Annotated in this window: 13 protein-coding genes; 5 read left to right on the forward strand and 8 right to left on the reverse strand. The window is 34.2% G+C overall.

From position 1 onward, the window contains the following. Positions 1–11 precede the first annotated feature (11 nt). Both ACFSR1_RS14130 and ACFSR1_RS14135 read right to left on the reverse strand, forming a co-directional pair. Positions 12–1685 (reverse strand): tetratricopeptide repeat protein, encoded by a 1674-nt coding sequence (locus ACFSR1_RS14130; protein WP_378293561.1) that lies wholly within the window; start codon positions 1683–1685, stop codon positions 12–14. Between the two features lie 140 nt (positions 1686–1825). Next, the gene (locus tag ACFSR1_RS14135) at positions 1826–2896 is read right to left on the reverse strand and encodes a PA0069 family radical SAM protein (protein ID WP_378293563.1); all 1071 of its coding nucleotides are present in this window, start codon (positions 2894–2896) and stop codon (positions 1826–1828) included. Between the two features lie 246 nt (positions 2897–3142). On the opposite strand from ACFSR1_RS14135, the gene ACFSR1_RS14140 reads away from it, so the two are divergent. The 4 genes from ACFSR1_RS14140 (at position 3143) to ACFSR1_RS14155 (ending at position 10901) form a co-directional block, all read left to right on the forward strand. After that, positions 3143–4123 (forward strand): TIR domain-containing protein, encoded by a 981-nt coding sequence (locus tag ACFSR1_RS14140; RefSeq protein ID WP_378293564.1) that lies wholly within the window; start codon positions 3143–3145, stop codon positions 4121–4123. Positions 4124–4303: 180 nt separating this feature from the next. Then, complete coding sequence (locus ACFSR1_RS14145; protein WP_378293565.1) at positions 4304–4672, forward strand: hypothetical protein; 369 nt, start codon at positions 4304–4306, stop codon at positions 4670–4672. A 186-nt stretch (positions 4673–4858) separates the two neighbouring features. After that, on the forward strand, positions 4859–10387 hold the full coding sequence (locus ACFSR1_RS14150; RefSeq protein WP_449224257.1) for an alpha-2-macroglobulin family protein: 5529 nt from the start codon (positions 4859–4861) through the stop codon (positions 10385–10387). Between the two features lie 121 nt (positions 10388–10508). After that, positions 10509–10901 (forward strand): GNAT family N-acetyltransferase, encoded by a 393-nt coding sequence (locus ACFSR1_RS14155; protein ID WP_378293567.1) that lies wholly within the window; start codon positions 10509–10511, stop codon positions 10899–10901. A gap of 358 nt (positions 10902–11259) precedes the next feature. Here the strand turns inward: ACFSR1_RS14155 and ACFSR1_RS14160 are convergent, their stop codons facing one another. From ACFSR1_RS14160 to ACFSR1_RS14170, 3 genes are all read right to left on the reverse strand, one after another. Then, the gene (locus ACFSR1_RS14160) at positions 11260–13008 is read right to left on the reverse strand and encodes an alpha/beta hydrolase-fold protein (RefSeq protein ID WP_378293568.1); all 1749 of its coding nucleotides are present in this window, start codon (positions 13006–13008) and stop codon (positions 11260–11262) included. A 13-nt stretch (positions 13009–13021) separates the two neighbouring features. Then, positions 13022–13444: a hypothetical protein gene (locus tag ACFSR1_RS14165; RefSeq protein WP_378293569.1), complete on the reverse strand. Its 423-nt coding sequence runs from the start codon at positions 13442–13444 to the stop codon at positions 13022–13024. Between the two features lie 263 nt (positions 13445–13707). Next, positions 13708–15927 carry a tetratricopeptide repeat-containing hybrid sensor histidine kinase/response regulator gene (locus ACFSR1_RS14170; protein ID WP_378293570.1) on the reverse strand — a complete coding sequence of 740 codons (2220 nt, stop codon included), beginning with the start codon at positions 15925–15927 and terminating at the stop codon, positions 13708–13710. Positions 15928–16377: 450 nt separating this feature from the next. Here ACFSR1_RS14170 and pbpC point away from each other — a divergent pair, with 450 nt between their 5' ends. Beyond that, the gene (pbpC, locus tag ACFSR1_RS14175) at positions 16378–18663 is read left to right on the forward strand and encodes a penicillin-binding protein 1C (RefSeq protein WP_378294512.1); all 2286 of its coding nucleotides are present in this window, start codon (positions 16378–16380) and stop codon (positions 18661–18663) included. Between the two features lie 10 nt (positions 18664–18673). On the opposite strand, the gene ACFSR1_RS14180 is transcribed toward pbpC, so the two are convergent. The 3 genes from ACFSR1_RS14180 to ACFSR1_RS14190 form a co-directional block, all read right to left on the reverse strand. Then, complete coding sequence (locus ACFSR1_RS14180; protein WP_378293572.1) at positions 18674–19141, reverse strand: CYTH domain-containing protein; 468 nt, start codon at positions 19139–19141, stop codon at positions 18674–18676. Positions 19142–19222: 81 nt separating this feature from the next. Further along, entirely contained in the window at positions 19223–20056 is an 834-nt protein-coding gene (locus ACFSR1_RS14185) for a DUF2911 domain-containing protein (protein WP_378293574.1), read from the reverse strand. A 22-nt stretch (positions 20057–20078) separates the two neighbouring features. Next, a complete protein-coding gene (locus tag ACFSR1_RS14190) occupies positions 20079–21182 on the reverse strand; it encodes an AraC family transcriptional regulator (protein ID WP_378293576.1) in 1104 nt (367 codons plus the stop codon). Positions 21183–21193 lie beyond the last annotated feature (11 nt).

Below are 21193 nucleotides of genomic sequence, written 5' to 3' on the forward strand. Positions count from 1 at the left end.
TTTGTAATAATTTAGGAAGGACTTTTTGATTTTAACTGTTTAATATAAAATGACGGAAGTAATCCTGTATGAATTTTAAAGTACTTAGTAAAAGAATCTGCACTTTTATATCCAACCTCTTCGGCAATTGATTTTATGGAATATGATCTGAATTTTGATTCATTTTTTAACCTAACAATCGCATAGTTTATTCTTAAGTCATTGATGTACGTATTAAAGTTTTTCCCAAAATGAGCATTAATTACTTTGGATAAGTAAGAAGTATTGGTGTTGATTTTTTTGGCTACATTATAAAGGTTGCATTCAGTTTTCAAATAGTACTCTTGTGATTCTATCTTTTCTAAACCAATAAGGATTTGTTCATACAATTCGTCACTTATTTCTAATTCTTTGGATTGTGATTCTAATACGACATCTTTAGTATCAATAATAGAACTATTAATTACTTTGTCATTAACTTGGATTGAAGCGGCATTCTCATTTTCCTGTATTTCTATTTTAGCAAGTAAGGCTTCGAATTTGGTTTTATTTTTCTTTTTGGCTTTCTGGAAGAACAATACGACCATAATTAATCCGATGCCAACAATCAATAGGCCAATTTGAGAATATGTGAGTCTATTTTTTTGTTGTTGTTTCTGGTTTTCGAGTGTATTAATTTCATTTTTGAAATCACTCAGTGTGATATCCTGAACTTTTCTGGAGGCTAATGATTTTTTATTATTTAGCTTACTAAGGCTTAGTATATGTTTTTCATAGTATAGATTGGATTTTTCCAGATCGCCATTCTTTTTATATGCTTGACCGAGTAACTTATAACACTTGCTGATTTCATCAGAATTGCTGTATTTTTTTGTAAGGATTTCCTGAGATTCAGAAAGAATATCTATAGCCTCTGTGTATTTTTCCAGTTCTAATTTACATTCTCCAATTAGGTTTAAAATTTTTCCCAGAAAAATAATATCGTTTGCTTCATAACATAAATCTTTCGCTTGATTCAAAAATAGAAGTGCATTGGCATAATCCTTCTTATTTTTAAAAATAATACCTCGATGCATCAATAAATCAATGTGGACATTATCTACTTTTATCTTTTTTGTATACGATAAACCTTTATCATTGGCATACAATGCAGAATCAAGTAGATTAAGTTTAATATAAGCTTCAGAGATTCTAGCATTAAAAAGCATTATTCCTGTATTCACTCTTTTTGGAGTCCGGCCATATGGATTCGTTAGTAATTCATCTTCACTAGCTTTTAGTTCTTTTAACGCTGTTCTATAATCACCGGTTCTTAGTTTTATAAAGGCTAGATTGGTTTTAATTACTGACACATATGATGGTTTATTAATAGCTTCTGCCATCGAAAGGGCTTTAGAATAAGCGGCGCTTGATTTGTCGTATTCTTCAATATCGAAATAGTGATTTCCTATAAGATTAGTGATTAAGATGTTTTCATCCTTTAGCTTTCCTTTGAATGCTATGTCCGAAGCATTCTGAAGATATTCAATAGCAAGATTATTATTACCTGAATTGAGATTAGCGATGCTGAGATATGTTAATGCATCGATCATACCTTTCGGATCCTCATTCTCAAAAGCGATTTTATACAGGATGTTACTTAAAGAAATAATTTCCTCTACTTTGCTGTCATCCAATGCCTCTATTTGAAGACGTATATCTTCCACGTTTTTAGTAACTAGTATATTGTCAATCTGAGCGATAAGACTGTTGGAAAATAATAGTGTAAAAAAGATAAATAGACGATGCAATCTCATAAAGAATGGCTATAACCTTAAGTGCAGCTCCAAAAATAACCAAAAAAGCATCAAAACAGCCTTAATTGACCATCTTTATAAGATTCGTGCAAATCGCAGTTTAAAGAGATTTTTTCTTCATTCCGGAAGTATTTTTGTTTGGCGATAGCAAACATTTGGTGAATCTGATCCGCAATGTTTCCTGATCCTTTCATTCTTCTGCCAAACACACTATCATTTAGGTTTCCGTCGCGACATTCCATAATCTGGTGCAGGATTTTATCCTTACGATCAGGAAGTGTATTTTCTAACCAGGAAATAAATATTTGTCCAATAGCTCCATTTAATCTCACAATGGTATATCCCAGGCTTTTTGCCCCTCTTTTCGAAACTTCTTTAGAAAGCGAGAGTATTTCGTGACTATTAATAGACGGAATAATCGGAGCCATCATTACACTTGTAGGAATCCCAAATGAATTTAGTTTTTCTAGTGTTTCTAATCTTTTTTTAATACTGGCTGTTCTTGGTTCTAATATTCTCCTGGTTTCCTCATTGAGCGAAGTTATAGACAAAAACACCGAGACCAAGTTGTCTTCTGCTAATTCTGAAAGAATGTCGATATCTCTTTGTATGAGCGCATTTTTGGTAATGATACCAACAGGGTGCTTGTATTTTAGAAATGTTTGGAGTAGCCTTCGGGTAATTTTAAGCTTTTTCTCTATAGGTTGATAACAATCTGTATTTCCTGAAAGAGCAATGGGATATGCTTTCCAATGTTTACTTTTTAACTTTTTTTCTAATAATTCAGGAGCATTTTTCTTTACTAAAATTTTACTCTCAAAATCTAATCCTGCTCCGTACCCCCAATATTCGTGAGAGTTTCGTGCGTAACAATATACGCAGCCGTGTTCACAACCTTGATAGGGATTGAGCGAATACATCATACCTACATCCGGACTTGACACCTTGTTTACTATGGTTTTAGGAAAAGTCTCAATAAACGTGGTTTTATATTCAATAGATTCTCCTTCTTTTTGTAGATAATTAAGAAAATCATCTCGTAGTTCATACTGATTGGCAGAGAAACGATTATGCACTTTTTCTTGCGCACCTCTTCCTTTTATAAATTTTTTCGGTTCCAAAAGCTGAGATTTTACGGTTTAAAAGTAAAACTTTTGTTGGAATATTTCCAATAAAAAATGGAATAATTCCAAATAAAGAAAGTAATTTTGTAATGGATTCATCTGGATTTCTTAATGCTACCGAAAAAGCAAGATTTATCATTTAGAAAAAAAGGCGAAATGTAAATGTGAAAGATGATTTTGTAGGAAATTATGAAGTCTAGAAGAACTCAATTAGTCAGATTTAGGTTAAAAAAATAGTCAGTGATGAAGAATAGAAGTTATGAATATGATGTTGCTTTATCTTTTGCAGGAGAGAATAGGGCATATGTGGAGAAGGTGGCGAATAGCTTAAAACTTAAGGGAATTAAAGTTTTTTATGATTTATTTGAGGAAGCTAATTTATGGGGAAAAAACTTATATGAATATCTATCAGAAATTTATCAAAATAAAGCAAGATACACAGTGTTGTTTGTATCCAGCTTTTACAATAAAAAATTATGGACAAATCATGAGAGAGTTTCGATGCAAGCGAGAGCATTTCAGGAAAGTAGAGAATATATATTGCCTGCTAGATTTGATAATACAGAGATTCCAGGAATCCTTAAAACAATCGGTTATATCAATCTGGAAAATAAGACTCCTGAAGAATTAGCCATTCTGATTGAAAATAAGTTGAAGAAGGATCAGACATTTATCAGAAACCGATGGTCGAAACTCTCTACTATGATCAACCCAAAGCCTTTTGTGTTTACGATCAAACTGATAGATGAAAAGAAGCAATTGGTTAAACACGCAAAGGTGGTTTTAATAGCAAACAATTCTACATATTTAGAAGGGTTTACGGATGAGCATGGATTGGTGCATTTTGTGATTAGAACAAGAAAGATGTACACAGTTCTAATAGCACACACTTCATATCCAGCTGTTGTTTTTCATCATATCAATCCTAAAGAAGATATTGAGGTAACTATTGAAAAATCCAACAATTCAGGTTCGGTAATTATAAATAAATCAGGTCATATTCCTGGAATTTCAGGAAAAATTGAACCAGTACTAAAGCCTGATAAAGGATTGAGCTTGTATGCTGATAATATCGCTGTAGATGGCGGGAAACATCAACCCTATGATTTTGCATTGGATACTGCTATTTCTTTAGAGGACAATGAAGGAAATCGTGCACACGTTACGTTTAGATTCTTTCAGGGTAGAATTGCCTTGATTGATTTTTATAAAGATATCAGATAGCTTATCTAAAACTGTTTTTTTTGAATTAGATCAGCGTGATGAAATCCATAAGATAAGTATCAGATGAGATGCACTTCATCTTATTCGTTAATGAATTGTTAAGAAGAACTATAATGCGTTAAAACCGTAATTTTAACATATTTTTAATAATGCTAAGTGTATGAATCACGTTATATTTCTATGAAAGTGATATTCGCTGTATTTTTTGTAATTGGATTACCACATATTTTAAGTGCACAATCTATAGAGATTTTGGACAATAATCCTGATGTAGAATCAAGTATTAATAGTAAATTCCTTTTGTTTCAGGAAAATACGATATCTAATACATTGATAGGTATTGATGAGGTTGATGTGAAAAATAGACAAATTAATCTAGATAATAAACCGTTATCACATTTAATGTATTGGCGGTATGAAGTTGTAACTTCTATGACCAACAAAATGAATCCCATTACAGGTATCATTTCCTATAGTTCCAAAGAAGAATTCACTAGTTTAGGAAGACGATTATTTGATTTGGGGGTAATAAATAACATCATAAATTAGCTATAACTAAATCTGACAAGTCCGATTTATATCAAATAAAAAACTGTCTCGTTCAGAAACAGTGTTGCACTAAATCCAAGTGTAATTAATAATATTTATCCATTAAAATTTAAAATTCACTATTTCCAGGGCATAACCGCGTTTAAAAATGTCTTACATTTATATGGTCAACTAAAATCATTTAATATGCGATTATCACGTATCCTGTGTTTATTCTTGTGTTCAGCAATCATATTTTCATGTAAAAAGAAAGATGCCAAAGCTATGGCAGAAGCAAATGCTTCAGAACTTAATAAATATCAAGATTATATTTCGGATGTTTCTACAGGTGTGATTTCGGTTTTAGATAATGTGTATGTAGTGCTCCAAACACCGGTAGAAGGATGGGATGATAACCAGGAACTTTCGGCTGATGTACTTTCTATATCTCCAAAAGTTAAAGGTAAAGTGTTTGTAGTAAACAATCAAACCATTTCTTTTCAACCTGAATCAGGTTTTAAAGAGGATACAGAATATACTTTTACACTTAATTTAGAGAATCTGGTAAAAGACTTAAACAAAGATCTGGATGAAGAATTTGTTTTCAGTGTGAAGACATTAAAACAGCAGTTTTCTGTCATTACAGATAATCTTCAGTCGTATAATAAAGATTGGCAATATGTTAATGGTACGATTACCGCCAGCGACCAATTGAGTTTTGATACTGCAAAGCAGTTAATTAAGGCAACCCAAAAAGGTAAAAATGTTCCAGTTACTTTTGGAGAAGCATTGGACAAAAGCCGTCAGTTTAGTTTTAGAATTGACAGTATCCAACGTTTTGAAGATGATTCGGAAGTAGCTATAAAATGGTCTGGGAAATCATTTGATATAGATACTGAAGGAGAAGACGTTTTGCAGATACCCGGAAAGAATAATTTTTCGGTAATTAGTGTTTCTGTATCTAATTTTGAGGATCAATATGTAGAGATTAATTTTTCGGATCCGCTAAAGAAAAATCAGAATTTTGATGGTTTAGTGGTTATTGCCGGAGCAAAAGACCTAAAATATACGGTAAAAGGTCAAGACTTAAAGGTGTACCCAAAACAAGAACTGAAGGGAACTTTAGAAGTAACTGTTTTTGAGGGAATTAAGAGTGTAGATAATTATAAACTAAAGAATACTTATTCTGAGAATATTTCATTTCAACAACCAAAACCTGAAATAAAGTTGTTGCAAAGCGGTGTTATCTTGCCAACTTCAGAAAATTTGAAATTTAATTTTGAAGCCATCAATCTAAGAGCTGTTGAAGTTCAGGTAGTAAAAGTTTTTGAGAATAACATTCTACAATTCTTACAAAATAACAATCTCAATGGTTCGAGTAATCTAAGAAGCGTTGCCAGACCGATAGCCAAAAAATTGATCAATCTTCAGGAAAATGCCTCCTTAAATTTAAGTAAATGGAATGCATTTGCTATTGATTTAAAAGAATTGATTTCACCCGATCCAGGAGCAATTTATAGAGTAGAACTTAGCTATAAAAAAGCATATTCTATTTATAAATGTGATGGAGCTGCTACGGATGATACTCCGATAGAGCAACTTGTGGATAATTATGATGATGAGGAAGAATCTAGTTTTTGGGATAGCTCACAATATTATTACGATGATTATTATTATGATTATGATTGGAATGAAAGAGATAACCCTTGCGACAATTCATTTTACAGAAATAAGAAGGTAGCAGCTAATGTGTTGGCGTCTAACCTGGGAGTAGTTATCAAAAAAGGGCTGAACAATTCATATTCGGTTACAGTGAATGATATTGTGACCACAAATCCGGTGCCTAATGCAAAAGTTACTTTTTATAACTATCAACAACAAGAAATTGGAGTAGCAACTACAGATGCAGAAGGAATGTCTGGATTTGACGCAGATAAACCTGCATTTTTTGCCATAGCCAGTTCTGGAAAGCAACAAACCTATGTAAAACTAAATGACGGAAATGCATTGTCAGTAAGTAAGTTTGATGTTTCGGGAGTGCGTCTACAAAAAGGAATTAAAGGGTATATTTATGGAGAACGAGGAGTATGGCGTCCTGGAGACACGTTGTTTCTTTCGTTTATGTTAAATGACAATGCAAATAAATTACCAAAAGGACATCCAGTAAAATTTGAATTAAAGGATCCTTACGGAAAAGTAGTTCATCAGGAAACGAAAACAGAAGGAACAGGAAATTTCTATAAGTTTATTACAGAAACATCAGATGAAGCACCCACAGGAAATTGGCAGGCAAAAGTAAATGTGGGAGGAGCCAGTTTTACAAAGTCCTTAAAAATCGAAACCATTAAACCTAATCGTCTAAAGGTTAAAACAAATTTTGCAGATGAAGTATTGGGAGCTAACAAAAGCATTACGGGAGATTTAGAAGTTTTATGGCTGCACGGAGCAGTGGCAAAGAATCTTCAAACCGACATCAATGTTCGCTTTAGTTCGAAAAGAACAAGTTTTAAAACATTTCCGGGATATATTTTTGATGATCCATCAAGAAGATTTGGAACAGAGGAACAAGAAGTATTCAGTGGTAAACTTTCTTCAGAAGGGAAAGTAAACTTTTCTATGAAACCAAAGCTGGAGAATAAAGCTGCCGGAATGTTAAGAGCATCCTTCATAACCAAAGTATATGAAAACGGTGGAGATTTTAGTACAGATGTAATTTCAAAGGATTTTTCACCTTATGAAACCTATATTGGATTAAACGTTCCAAAAGGTGACAAGGCACGCGGAATGTTACTTACCGATACGCAACATAACTTTGAAGTTGTTTCTGTAGACAAAGAAGGAAAACCAAAATCAGTCAAAGATTTAGAAGTTTATGTATACAAAGTAAACTGGAGATGGTGGTGGGATACTTCTGAAGATAATCTTTCTTCTTATAATCGAGGATCTTATCGCAATGAAATATTTAAAACAAAAGTTACAACCAATAGTAGCGGTAAAGCCAATTTTAATTTCGAGATAAAACATCCCGAATGGGGAAGATTCCTGGTACGAGTTGTGGATCCAAATGGTGGACACGCCACCGGAAAAGCAATTTATGTAGATTGGCCTGGTTGGGCAGGAAGAGCTAATAAAAATGACCCTTCTGCTGCTACGATGTTATTGTTTTCTGCTGATAAAAATACCTATGATGTAGGAGAAACAGCAACCATAACATTCCCGTCTAGTGAAGGAGGAAGAGCCTTGGTGACTGTAGAAAATGGTACAGAAGTGTTATCATCGTTATGGGTAACTTCAAAAAAAGGAGAAACCAAATTCGAATTACCAATAGAAGACATATATACGCCTAATGTGTATATTCATATTACACTATTACAACCACATAGTTCTACAGCAAATGACTTGCCGATACGGTTGTATGGTGTAATTCCGATTTCGGTAGAAAATCCTGCAACAAGAATTACACCTATCGTAAAGATGCCGGATGTCTTGCGACCGGAAGAAATGATTGATATAAAAATTAGTGAAACCAATGGCAAGGCAATGACCTATTCCATAGCTATAGTAGATGAAGGCCTACTGGATCTTACTAGATATAAAACACCAAATCCCTGGAACACATTTTATGCCAGAGAAGCGCTGGGAGTAAAAACTTGGGATGTATATGATGATGTGATCGGAGCTTATGGTGGAAGTATTAATCAAATTTTTAGTATTGGAGGTGATGCTGAAGCTGGTGGAGGTAAAGCCAAAAAAGCGAATCGATTTAAGCCGATGGTAGTGTACAAAGGACCTTTTGAACTTAAAAAAGGAGAAACCAAATCTCATCAAATCAAAATTCCTAAATATATTGGTTCCGTTAGAACTATGATTGTAGCTTCTGATGCCACGGAAGCCGCTTACGGAAGTGTAGAAAAGACTACACCGGTTAGAAAACCATTGATGGTATTGACTTCGATTCCTAGAAAAATTACCCCTGGTGAAAAAGTAACCATTCCGGTGACGGTTTTTGCCATGGAAAATAAAGTAAAGAACGTACAAGTGACATTAAAACCTAATAAAGGATTCACTGTAGTAGGAGAAACTAGTCAAAACCTTACGTTCTCGCAGCCTGATGAAAAAATGGTGTATTTTGATATTGAAGTGATAGAAGGAGCTACAATTACGGATATTGAAGTTGTGGCCAGCGGAAATGGTGAAAAAGCTTCTTACAGTGTTCCAATAGATGTTATTAACCCAAATCCAATGACTACAGAGATCACCTCTATTGTTCTGGAACCTAATAGTCAACAGGAAATTGATTTTGCATCATTTGGAGTCGATGGCAGCAATAGTGCTATCATCGAACTGTCTTCGTTACCACCGATGAATTTTGAAGGGAGATTGAAATACCTGATTAGATATCCTCACGGATGTGTAGAGCAAACCACATCGGCTGCCTTTCCTCAATTATACTTAAGTGATGTGTTTACATTATCTTCTGATAAGCAGAAGAAAATCCAACGTCATATGGAAGCAGCTATTTATAGGCTCAAAAGGTTTATTCAACCAAATGGTGGAATGTCTTATTGGCCGGGATATAGAAGTGCAGATGACTGGGGAACAAGTTATGCGGGTCATTTCTTGTTAGAAGCAAATAAAAAAGGATATGTTTTACCAATCGGTTTTAAAAGCAGTTGGATTAACTATCAGCAACAACAGTCAAAACGATGGAGAAGTGGCGGTAGTGATTTAGCACAAGCGTATCGACTATACACGCTAGCTTTGGCAGGAAGTCCTGATCTTTCTTCTATGAATCGATTAAGAGAGACATCAGATCTTTCTAATGATGCTAAATTAAGATTGGCCGCTGCTTATGGATTAGTCGGTCAGAAGAGTGCAGCAAACAAATTACTTACTAGTGCCAATATTGATTTCCAGCCAAGGAGAAATTATTATTACACCTATGGATCAACAAATCGTAATCGAGCGATGGCGCTAGAAACGTTAGTGCTATTGGATGAAAAGGTAAAAGCACAAAAGATCGCAGAGGAATTAGCTAAAGAATTATCCTCTAAGAAATGGATGAGTACGCAAACTACCTCTTACGCTTTGATGGCAATGGCTAAATACGCTGCGTATGTTGGTGGAAAAGGAGTAGAGGTAAATTACGCACTTAATGGAAAATCCAATAGTGCAAGTACTACTAAAACCTTCGCATCTTCAGGTGAGTTATCTATTGCTAAAAACAATAAATTAATGCTCAAAAATAATAAGGATAACACCATTTTTGTGCAATTAGCTACTAGTGGAATTCTGCCAGTTGGTGAGGAAAAAGTGATACAAAGTAATTTCAAAGCGATTATAGATTATAAAAGTAGAGAAGGAAAAATAATTGATGTAACCCAATTACAACAAGGAACGGATTTTGTGGCAGAGGTAACTATAACTAATACCACCGGAAGCAAGGTAAAGGATATTGCTTTAACAGAAATCTTTCCATCCGGATGGGAAGTTGTCAATACGCGCTTTACGGATTTTGGATCTTTCAGTGCGAATAAAGTTACCTACACGGATATACGAGATGATCGTGTTAATTTCTATTTTGATTTAAAACCAAAAGAAAGTAAAACGGTAACATTATTACTCAATGCTTCTTATTTAGGGAAGTATTATCTGCCCGGTATTCAATGCGAAGCGATGTATGATAACGATTATCTTGTACGTTCTGCAGGCAAATGGGTTGAGGTGATAAAATAGGTACGAGGATTAAGGTAGTAGTGATGAGTTTTGTTATTTTTTCATACGAGTCTGACTAAATATGAATTTGGTAGCTGCTCGAATCAATTGAGTAATCGATATAAAAAGCGAATTTGTTATCATGGAATACATAATAACTAGAAATGAACTTCCGATAGCAGAAGAATTAAGAAACCTTTTTTTACAAACGAGTTGGGCAAAAGAGAGATCACTAAATGATATAAGACTTTTGTTGCAAAATACAACGGTATTCATAGTAATGAGAGATACGAACACCGAACAGCTTATAGGATTTGGTAGAGCGCTATCTGATGGAGTTTATCGTGCATTGCTGGATGATATTGTAGTTGATACAGTATATCGAAAACAAGGTTTAGGAAAACGTATTGTTAAAGAGCTACTGGATCAATTATTAGGAGTCGAGCAGATATTTTTAAATACTAAACCCGATCTGGCAGCTTTTTATAATCAATTTGGCTTTGCTAAATCAGAGGTATTAACCATGAGTCTATGATTATATAGTTTGTGAAATGATATTAGAAAAAACAATACTATATATAAAGCTGAGAGAGCATTAGAATTGTTTAAAAAAACCTTTAGCAAAGCTCAAAAAATTGTTTCTTCTATAAAACGGATATTTAGTTAGACTTACTAAAATGTATAGAACAGACAGATTGATACCCGTTATTATTACTGTAGAAAAGGATTATTGCATCATTTCTATGATTCATTTCCAGTAGATAAACATTAATATAAATCGGTTGTTTGATAAGAACCGGATCTAAGATTCGTTTTTAGAACCTCACCTTTAATACTTGTGCTATAGGAGAGCAAAATGCTATCTTCTAACTGACATTTTCCATCAAAAAAAATTAATACCTCCAACTTTTCAAGTCGGCATCTTTAGGAGCAACCTTATGAACTTTATCTACATATTTTTTGATAAACATGCGGTGATATCGTAACCTACTAATATGATTTCCGTTATCGTGATCGCCGTTCCAACAATGTTCTGCTCTGTCACCATAATCTACTTCACCATTATAATAGGGAGCATTAGTTTCTGATAGGATTTCTTCAGCAAGATACACTGCATTGTTGAGATAATAATTGTCCATATCACCACAATACAAGTGAATTTTATTTTCCCAATCCTTACCATTTTTTGCCCAGTCTCGTTTCAAAATATATGAGAGGTCGTAGTTTTCTTTCCAGTATGAAGCTACTTCTTTATCTATTTCTCCGGTTAGGCGATCCCAGATTCTTTTAGGATACCCCTCTTCATTTACTGGCGAATAGGTTGCTTCCCAAATATCCCATTGTTGTCCTGACCGACCTTTTGTACCCAGTATTAATTCTCGATAATTCATATCTCTTAAACTAGCATCTACATTTCCTAAATAATCTCGATGGCCGGGAACCAGTGTTTTTTTGAACGGACCTTCCTTGTAGTACGCATTTTTGTCCTCATATATATTCACCAAACAATACGCTCTAAAGTCAATTGGGTCTGGACAAGCAGCAAAACACATTCCGTACTCTTTGGGATATTTTACTTGAACAGCAAGAGACTCCCATCCACCTGTACTTCCTCCGTAAACAAATCGTGACCAACCCTCTCCTATTCCCCTAAATTGTTGCTCGATGTGCGGAATTAGTTCATAAGTAATCGCATCTCCATAAGGTCCTTGTGCGGCACTATTGACAGCATATGAATCATCATAGTATGGTGTTGGGTGTTGGATTTTAATAGCAATAACTCTTGGGAAATCAGGACCTGTCCAGGTTTTATAAAAATCATACGCTTCCTGCTGGACCATCAAGTTGTATCCTTCAACATTAAAACGCTCACTATATTCAGGTTTCAGGTCTGGATCCGGTGGAGTCGCACGAAATCCGCCAAAATCATTAGGAAAATGCCCGTGCATAATGGCCAGAGGATATTTTACATTGGGGTGCGTTTCCCATCCTTCAGGCAACAATATATGGGCTCCCAAATACATATCTCTTCCCCAAAAATCACTCAACAACTTGCTTTTAATTTTTATATGCTTTACATACTTTGTATCCTCGGGTTCGGGGATTGGAGGTATTTTCTGATCTAATTTTATGGCGATAGAAGGAAATTGCCCATTTTTGATCGTAATTTTTTGAGGAGTAGAATATAGATTGCCCGGTGCTTTATTCCATTGTTGTCCTTCGCCTCTATCCATGGGTAATTTTACTATATGCCCATCTGCCCGTTGAAAGGTTTCGTATTTGTGAAATAAAACTTGTACAAAGAACTCACCTGATGGTAACTCTTTAAAGCTACGAATCGGATATCCAAATGCTTCCTTGTCAAAATGTTGGGATTCTTCAGGTTTCCAATCGTTAATATCCATTCCAAATGCTTGACAAGTTTTGGAATCGTCCCTAAGCTGAAATCGAGGTTCTTTTTCGATTTGTTTTGAAATCAAGACAATTAATCTTCCATCTAATGCTTCATCGTAATGTTCCGTTGGAAAGGAAAACTGGATATCTTCTGAGGTCTCAGAATTAGAACAAGAGAAAAAAAATGGGGTAATGAGCAAAATAACAAGCAAGAGTACAATTATGGATTTGTTGTCAGGTTTTTTCATTTTGTTGTTGTTTTTATAAACTTATAAATCCGTTCAATATTTTTTCATAAGTTTTTAGATATTCATTTTTGTCAATCAGACCTATTTGCATGCTATATCCGTGAGTAATCTGGTTTTCTTTTGATTTAATTTCCGATACGCTTAAAGACCACTTTATTAAGGTCTCTATTCCTGAAGGTGTAATTATTCCATCATCATTCTCGAATTTAGGACAAAGGATATGAACTTTGTATTTGTTCTGATTTAATCCAATCGAAATATATCTTTTCTTATCTATTTGTTCAAGTCCGTATTTGAGATATCCAGATTGATTTTCAGCTACTATTTTTATTTGTACACCATCAAATTCGGTTTGGTCAAATTCGGTAAAAATCCACCATAAGTAATTTTCAGAGTTTACAGTTATTTTTCTTTTCCCTTTTTTACTTATTGCCATTAAATTTAATTTTCAATAGTTTAGAATTGTAAAATGAACGCTAACAAGGTTAAATACGTACTAGTGCTCATATTTCTTGTATATATTCAATTATAAACGATTACAGATATGTAGTAACCGTTTAATTTCGGCTAATTTTTAGTATCCGCTTAGAAAGTAACGTAAAATTCCCTACATCACAAAATAAGATCGATATGGATAAGTTGTTTTGTACTTTATTTTCGGGGTTAAGAACAGGTTTTGATATAGTAAACTTGGATCGGTTAGGTATTGGTTTCAGGACTATTAACTATTAAATTTCTTTGTATTGCATATCTAAGGTCTTTTTTATTGAGCGGTTTGTTGATGAGGTCGTTCATTCCTGCTTTTTTGCAATCATCCGCAACTTCGCTGAGTTCTGAAGCAGTTAGCGCAATGATAGGTGTAGTTATATCAAACTTCCTGATTTCTATGGTGGCCTGCATACCATCTAGCACCGGCATATTAATATCCATCAGTACTAAATCAAAAGATTCTTTTTTTAATATTCTGACCGCTTCTATGCCATTTTCGACCATGCTGCATTCGCAGCCAATATTTTTCAATAAGTTTTTAGTTACCAATTGATTAATCTTATTGTCTTCGGCCACCAGAATTTTAGCAGAGACAGTGTCTCCTTTTTCCAGGTTTTCCAATTGGTTTTCTTTATCATTTAAACTTTCTGCAACTTCTACATCCAAATCAAAATAAAATATGGATCCAATATCTTTTTTACTTTCGAAATGAATCTGACTGCCCATTACCTGGACTAGGTTTTTTACAATAGATAGCCCCAAGCCTGTACCTTGTTTATTGTCGTAAACACTGCCTACTTGTGAAAATTCCTCAAATATGTATTCTTTTTGATCTTCAGGAACTCCTACACCTGTATCCTCTACTTCAAAGCGAATTTTGATAGTTTTAGTATCCGCAGACAGCTGTTTGATTCGAAGCGAAACAGTTCCTTTGTCCGTAAACTTATTGGCGTTCCCGATTAAATTGATCAAAACTTCAGAGATCCTCAATGCATCAATATTGACTAGTTTAGGAATGCTATGGGTATGCTCCAGAATCAATTCGTTGCCCTTTTTTTGTGCTTGATATTCAAATGACTGCAGGATATTTTGCGATAGTGAAAACAAATCTGTAGGTGTTTTGACAAGCTCTTTTTTCTCAGAATCTATTTTGCTAACTTTCAGTACCTTATTAACTAGATCCAAAAGATAATCTGCAGAAAATTTTAATGAATTCAATAGTTTTTTATCTTTTTCTGTCTTGGATTCATTCTCCAGCAGGATGGAGGAGATTCCTACGACACCATATAAAGGAGTTCTTAGCTCATGACTTATGGTAGAGATAAATTGTGATTTAATTTTACTCAATTGCTCTGCTTGAGATTTTGCTTCATAGAGTTCGGCATTTTTTACTTCGAGGATTTGACTTATTTTTTTCTTAGACTTATACCCTCTGTAATAAAAGAAAACTATTCCTGCCAATAATAACAACGCTGCAGAAGAAATAAAAATAATGGTTTTATTGTTCTTATCAATATCCATCAGTAGTGCCTTTTCTCTTTTGGCAACTTCTAATTCTTCTTCATATTGATCTACCTTAAACCTTATTTTTGTGGTCTCATCGCTTTTGGATCGGGCATTTTCAAAAACCTTACGATCATTTTTGTTTAGAGCTTTTAGATCAGCAATAGCTTTAGGGTAATCACCGATATCTTCATACATCTGCGATCTGTATTGATAAAAATAACTTTTTCCTTTGGGCCAGTATGTTTCATCTTTGAGATACTCAAATGATTTGTCGAAGTTTTCTTCTGCCTTTTCAATATCTTTTTTGTGAGCATAATTTCTGGCTCTTAAAAGATAGAGAGAGCTTCTATCTATCTGCACGCTATCAGCAATGGTACTATCAATACTATCTGCTTCTTTTAGATATATTGCTGCTTCATCAAACCTACCCAGATCCATGTAAGTCCAGATCATATTATGTAATGGTACTTGATATTGCTGAATATGGGGGTTGTTTTTTCCTAGTACTACAGCTCTTTTGTAGTATTTTAATGCGCTTTCGAGATCGTTGTTACCATCGTAATAGATATTAGCCAAGCTATGTAAAACGTAGGGTAGAAGAATTTTATCTTTTGTCTTTTCGGTATGCTCTAAAGATTTCAAAAGATTTTTTGTAGCATTTTCATAATCAATAAGTTCGTATTGAACTGTTCCCATTAATAAATATCCGTGTGATAAATAATGATTATTTTGAAGCTCACGTGCAGAGTTGACAGCCTTGAAGGCATATTCTAGGGCTTGATACATATCATTATCACGACGTAATTCTTCAGAAGTTCTTAATAGAACTTCCAAACTATCAATTCTCTCAAAAGAAGGTTTTTCTTGGGAAAAAGAGATCATCGAAAGAATAAAGACAAATATGTAAGGGGTAATTTTTTTCAATGCAAAACAATTTTTTTAATCAAAAATGGATATGCTAAATTAAATAATCTAATGTTCCATTTTATATTCTAAGCCACAGTATTTTGAAATAGATTTGAGCGCATTTTTCTAGCCAAATTGTTCTTAAGAGTGTTATAATTTACTAAAATTATGGCGGTTATCGCGTATAATGAATAGGAAAAAGCTGCAATTATAGATGGCTTGTTTCCCGAAATGAGGGAATATTTCTCCATTGATAGTGTTCGATAATGTTGTGGATGATAAGATTCGGATACAAGAATTTTAAAATTCAATTAGAGTTTTATAGAATATATCTGGACATTTACATAAAATTCAGTACCATTGTTTAATCTGACTTTTAGTATATACAAATCATAAGTTGTTGTGTTTAATAGAATCAAAAAATACATCAGAAAACACCCCAAAAGATTCATCATTATACTTGTATTGATGATTTGGTATTATTTCTCATTGCCAAAGCCATTATTTAGTGATCCTACTGCGACTGTTATAGAAACCAAAAGCGGTGAATTATTGGGCGCTAAAATTGCTGAAGACGGACAATGGAGATTTCCCGAAACAGATAGTGTTCCTGAGAAATTTAAATCCTGTATTCTTGCTTTCGAGGATCAGCAATTTTATAGGCATGTAGGCTTCAATCCTGTTGCAATGACAGAGGCTATAATCCAAAACATAAAAGCTGGCAAAGTAGTTAGGGGTGGTAGTACCATTACACAACAAGTCATACGATTAGCGCGAAAAGGTCAAAAACGTACCTATTTCGAAAAATTTATCGAACTAATTTTATCTACACGTTTAGAATTAGGTGCTTCTAAAGAAGAAATCTTAAGATTATATGCTTCTCATGCTCCTTTTGGGGGAAATGTAGTTGGTGTTGATATGGCGGCTTGGCGATATTTTGGATTGTCTACAGATCAACTATCCTGGTCAGAAAGCGCAACGCTGGCGGTTTTACCCAATGCTCCTTCATTAATTTATCCCGGTAAGAACCAGATAAAACTGTTGAAAAAAAGGAATCGATTGCTTAAGACATTGTTAGAACAGCATACAATAGATTCCTTAACATATGAATTATCCATTAGTGAATCCTTACCACAAAAACCATATAGACTTCCTCAGACGGCACCTCATTTGTTAGATCAATTAACAAAAGAACATAAAGGAAAACGCATACAAACAACGATAAATGCTTCATTACAACGACAGGTTAATCAGCAAGTAAAGCAGCACTATCAGTCATTACGGCAAAATGAAGTGCATAATATGGCCGTTTTAGTACTAGATATCAATACCAGAGAAGTTTTGAGTTATGTGGGCAATGCACCAACGGACAATGCACACCAAAAGGATGTAGACATCATACAGGCAGGAAGAAGTACCGGTAGCACATTAAAACCCTTATTATATGCTGCTATGATGGATAAAGGTGAACTGTTACCAAGCCAGCTGGTTTCTGATGTACCTACAGTTATTGCGGGATATACCCCTAAGAACTATGATGAAACTTTTAGTGGAGCTGTTCCTGCTAATAGAGCATTGGCAAGATCATTAAATATTCCAGCTGTTAGGCTATTGCAGCAATATGGATTACAGCGATTTCGAGACGAATTACACGCTTTTAGCATAAAAAACCTTCGCTATAGTGCAGATCACTATGGATTATCACTGATTGTGGGTGGTGCCGAAGGAAATCTTTGGGATTTATGTAAAACCTATGCAGGACTAGCAGGAACGCTTAACCACTACGAAGAGTCCTCCAGTGAATATTTTACAAATGAATTTACAGAACCTATACTTATAGCTGGTCAAAAAGTGGATTTTGGTGAAAAGGCAAAACAAAAACCAGTTTTTGGTGCAGGTAGTATTTGGTTAACTTTTGAGGCGATGAAAAAAGTGAATCGCCCACAAGGAGATGAAGCTTGGGAGTTTTATGATTCTTCCAGAGAAATTGCCTGGAAAACCGGAACCAGTTTTGGTAACAGAGATGCCTGGGCGATTGGAGCTAGTAAGGATTATGTTGTGGGTGTTTGGATTGGCAATGCTGATGGTGAAGGAAGGCCAGAGTTGACCGGATTAAATTCTGCAGCACCTGTTTTGTTTGATGTGGTTAATTTGTTGCCTAATTCTAAATGGTTTCCAACTCCATATGATGATTTAGTAAAGGCAAATATTTGCTCCAAAAGTGGTTTTTTGGCGGGAGAACAATGTCTTAGTCACGAAGCATTTATTCCTATTTTGGGAATCAAAACGAAACCTTGTCCCTATCATCAATTGATTCATTTGGATGCTACTGGTCGATATCGTGTCAATTCTTCTTGCGAATCTGTAGGCACGATGATTCATGAACCTTGGTTTGTATTACCTCCTTTGCAGGCATATTATTTTAAAACTAAAAACGCAGATTATCGATCGTTACCTCCTTATCGAACCGATTGTACAAAAGAATCATTAGCTAGTATGGACTTTATTTTTCCAAAAGGTAATAACAGCGTTTATTTACCCAAAGGTTTTGATGGCATAACGAATGAAGTAGTGTTGAAAATAGCACACACACAACCAGAAACAAGAGTGTTCTGGTATATCGATGATCTGTTTGTTGGGGTTACCAAACAGTTTCATGAAATGCCTGTAAAACCTAATCCGGGAGTGCATTTAATAACTGTTCTCGACGAAAAAGGCAATGAATTAAAACGCAGAATAGAGATCAAGGAATAGGTTACGCAAACTACCATTCTGTAAATGGATTTTTACTTATTTGAGAATTATAATATCTTGGATTACCTGTTACTTCTTCACCCAGCCAATCAGGTTTTATAAAAGTTTCGTTTTCATCGCTTAATTCGATTTCTGCGATAGTTAATCCTTTGTTATCTTCTAAAAACTCATCCACTTCTATGATATGATTCCCTGATGAAACCTCATATCTGATTTTCTCGATGACTCCTGGCTCGCAAATTTTTATTAATGCTTCAGCTTCATTCACAGGAATTTCTTTTTCCCATTCAAAGCGTGTTGTGCCGGATGTATTTCCAATACCTTTCACCGTGATAAAACCTTGTTTTCCTTTAATTCGAATTCTAACCGTTCTCTCAGGATCCGTATTCAGAAATCCTTGTACAATAAGGGTACTTTTTTTAGCCTCTTGCTTATACATCTCTGATGTAACTAAGAATTTACGTTCTATTTCTATCATTTATGATACTTGATATTTTTTAAATATAGATTCAAGATATTGTATTTTTCAAAACTAATATCTTGAATCTACAAAATGATTTTATCTAGACCATTTTTTGATGTTTTTCTCATTTAATCTGATAAAGTCTTTGTTTTTGGCTTTTTTGGATAATTCTAAAGATTTTTTGGCAACTATTATAGCTTCTGTTTTTCTATCTAAATCGGCGAGGATTAAGGCTTCTCTGTACACTTGAAAAAATAGTGGATTCTTACCTTTTGTAGCTTTTTGAATATAGGTCAAAGCTTGATCCAAATCTTTTTGTGCTTCGTGCAGGTATAACGCTGCCTGGAAATAATCAAATTCAGTTGGCCCGGAAAATGCTTTTTCGATATTAACCATTGTTTTTTCATGTGTTTTAAATTTTAATGGCAATACTATTTTGGCTTTATCCCAAGTAAATACCAATTGAGAGCTGTCCAAAGTGATTTGATCCATATAGATCAAAAAGGTCTCTAAAACTTCCTTTAGTTCGATATGCTTAGTAGTAAAACTGGCAATAGGTGTTTGATCTATATACGTATTCCAATTGCCAGATTTATAGGTGTAAAAGTATACTCCCCAAGTGTTTTTTCCTGGTTTGGTAAGAATGGCATATGAACCTTTTTTTATGGGTGTTTCAAAAACTGTAACATCATCTGTAAAAGTGATTTTTGTTGCTGCATTGGCACCGGTTCTCCATAGTTCATTATAAGGGATGATACCATTTTCTCCAAAAATAGTTCTATCCCTTTTACTGGGTCTGGAATATTCGATTTCGATTTCAGTCAATCCGACGGTTTGCGTCGTCTTTGAAGTTGGACTAAGTGCAGGAACGGTAAGTTGTGCATTAACTGTTGCTACAGTAATAATACTAATGAAAAATATTTTGAACATAGTTGTCGAAATTTTGATATGATTAAAGATTAGAAAAGTACTCTTTTGGAGTAGTTCCCATTAAATCTTTGAACGCTTTGTTAAATGTAGTTTTAGAGTTAAAACCGGCTTCCTGGGCAAGGCCAAAGAAAGTCATGTTTTTGGCTTGATCTGTTTTTGCCAAGACGATAAATTCTTTGATTCTATAATAGTTTACATACTCAAAAAAGTTCATGCCTATTCGTTCATTGAGTAATCGAGCAATTTCGGGATTACTTACTCCTAGCATTTCTGCCAATTCTGATTTTAGAAGCTTTCTGTTTAAATATGGTTTTCTTTCCTCCATTAAATGCTCTAATCGAGATTTTAAACTATCCAATTGTTGGTTCGATAATTTGGATTGTGCGTATTTTTTTGGAGTTACTAGCTCATTAACTCTGAATAATTGAGGTTCTTTTATATTATAAAATGTAATAAACAGAATAATAAGAGCTATGCTAATCCATATTATTTGCCAAGCAGATTTATCTAAGAACTGGTATCCCAAGAGCCAGTAGATAAACATACTAAACCAGCAAAGCATACAGATTCCTACTGCTATCAGGAAATTCATGAAAAACTGAGATTTTACGGTATAACTTAATTCGTTCTGGATGTCTTTTCTAAATTTTAAAAAGACCCTAAAACTTAAGACCCAGTATGAGATATTAAATAATAATCCAATGGCAATAAAAAATAAGGTAAATCGAAATTGCTCTCCGCTTTCTAGTCTTTCTTGTAATACTGCGTCGGATGGCAGGATAAAAGCAACAGTTACAAATATATTGTATACCAAAGCAGGTACATAATGTAGTAATTCTTTATAAGAAAAAGGTTTATTTAACAAACTGGATCGGGTAAATAGGTAGATCGTGGCACCAAATAATAATGTTGCAAATTCAGAAAAAATAACCCATCGGTAATTATCTCCGAAGAACCCAGAGATATATAGTATGCGACCACTTAACCCTATAGCTAAAACCAGTACTAAGAATGCAATGTATCTATTGATACTTTTTCTTTTTTTAGGAGAAAAAACATAAATAAACAGTAAAAACAAACTTTGAAAATAGCCGAAATAAACTAATTGATTTAAGAATGATTGCATACTGATAATAA

The sequence above is a fragment of the Aquimarina rubra genome (genome assembly GCF_042684305.1).
GTDB classification, from domain to species: domain Bacteria; phylum Bacteroidota; class Bacteroidia; order Flavobacteriales; family Flavobacteriaceae; genus Aquimarina; species Aquimarina rubra.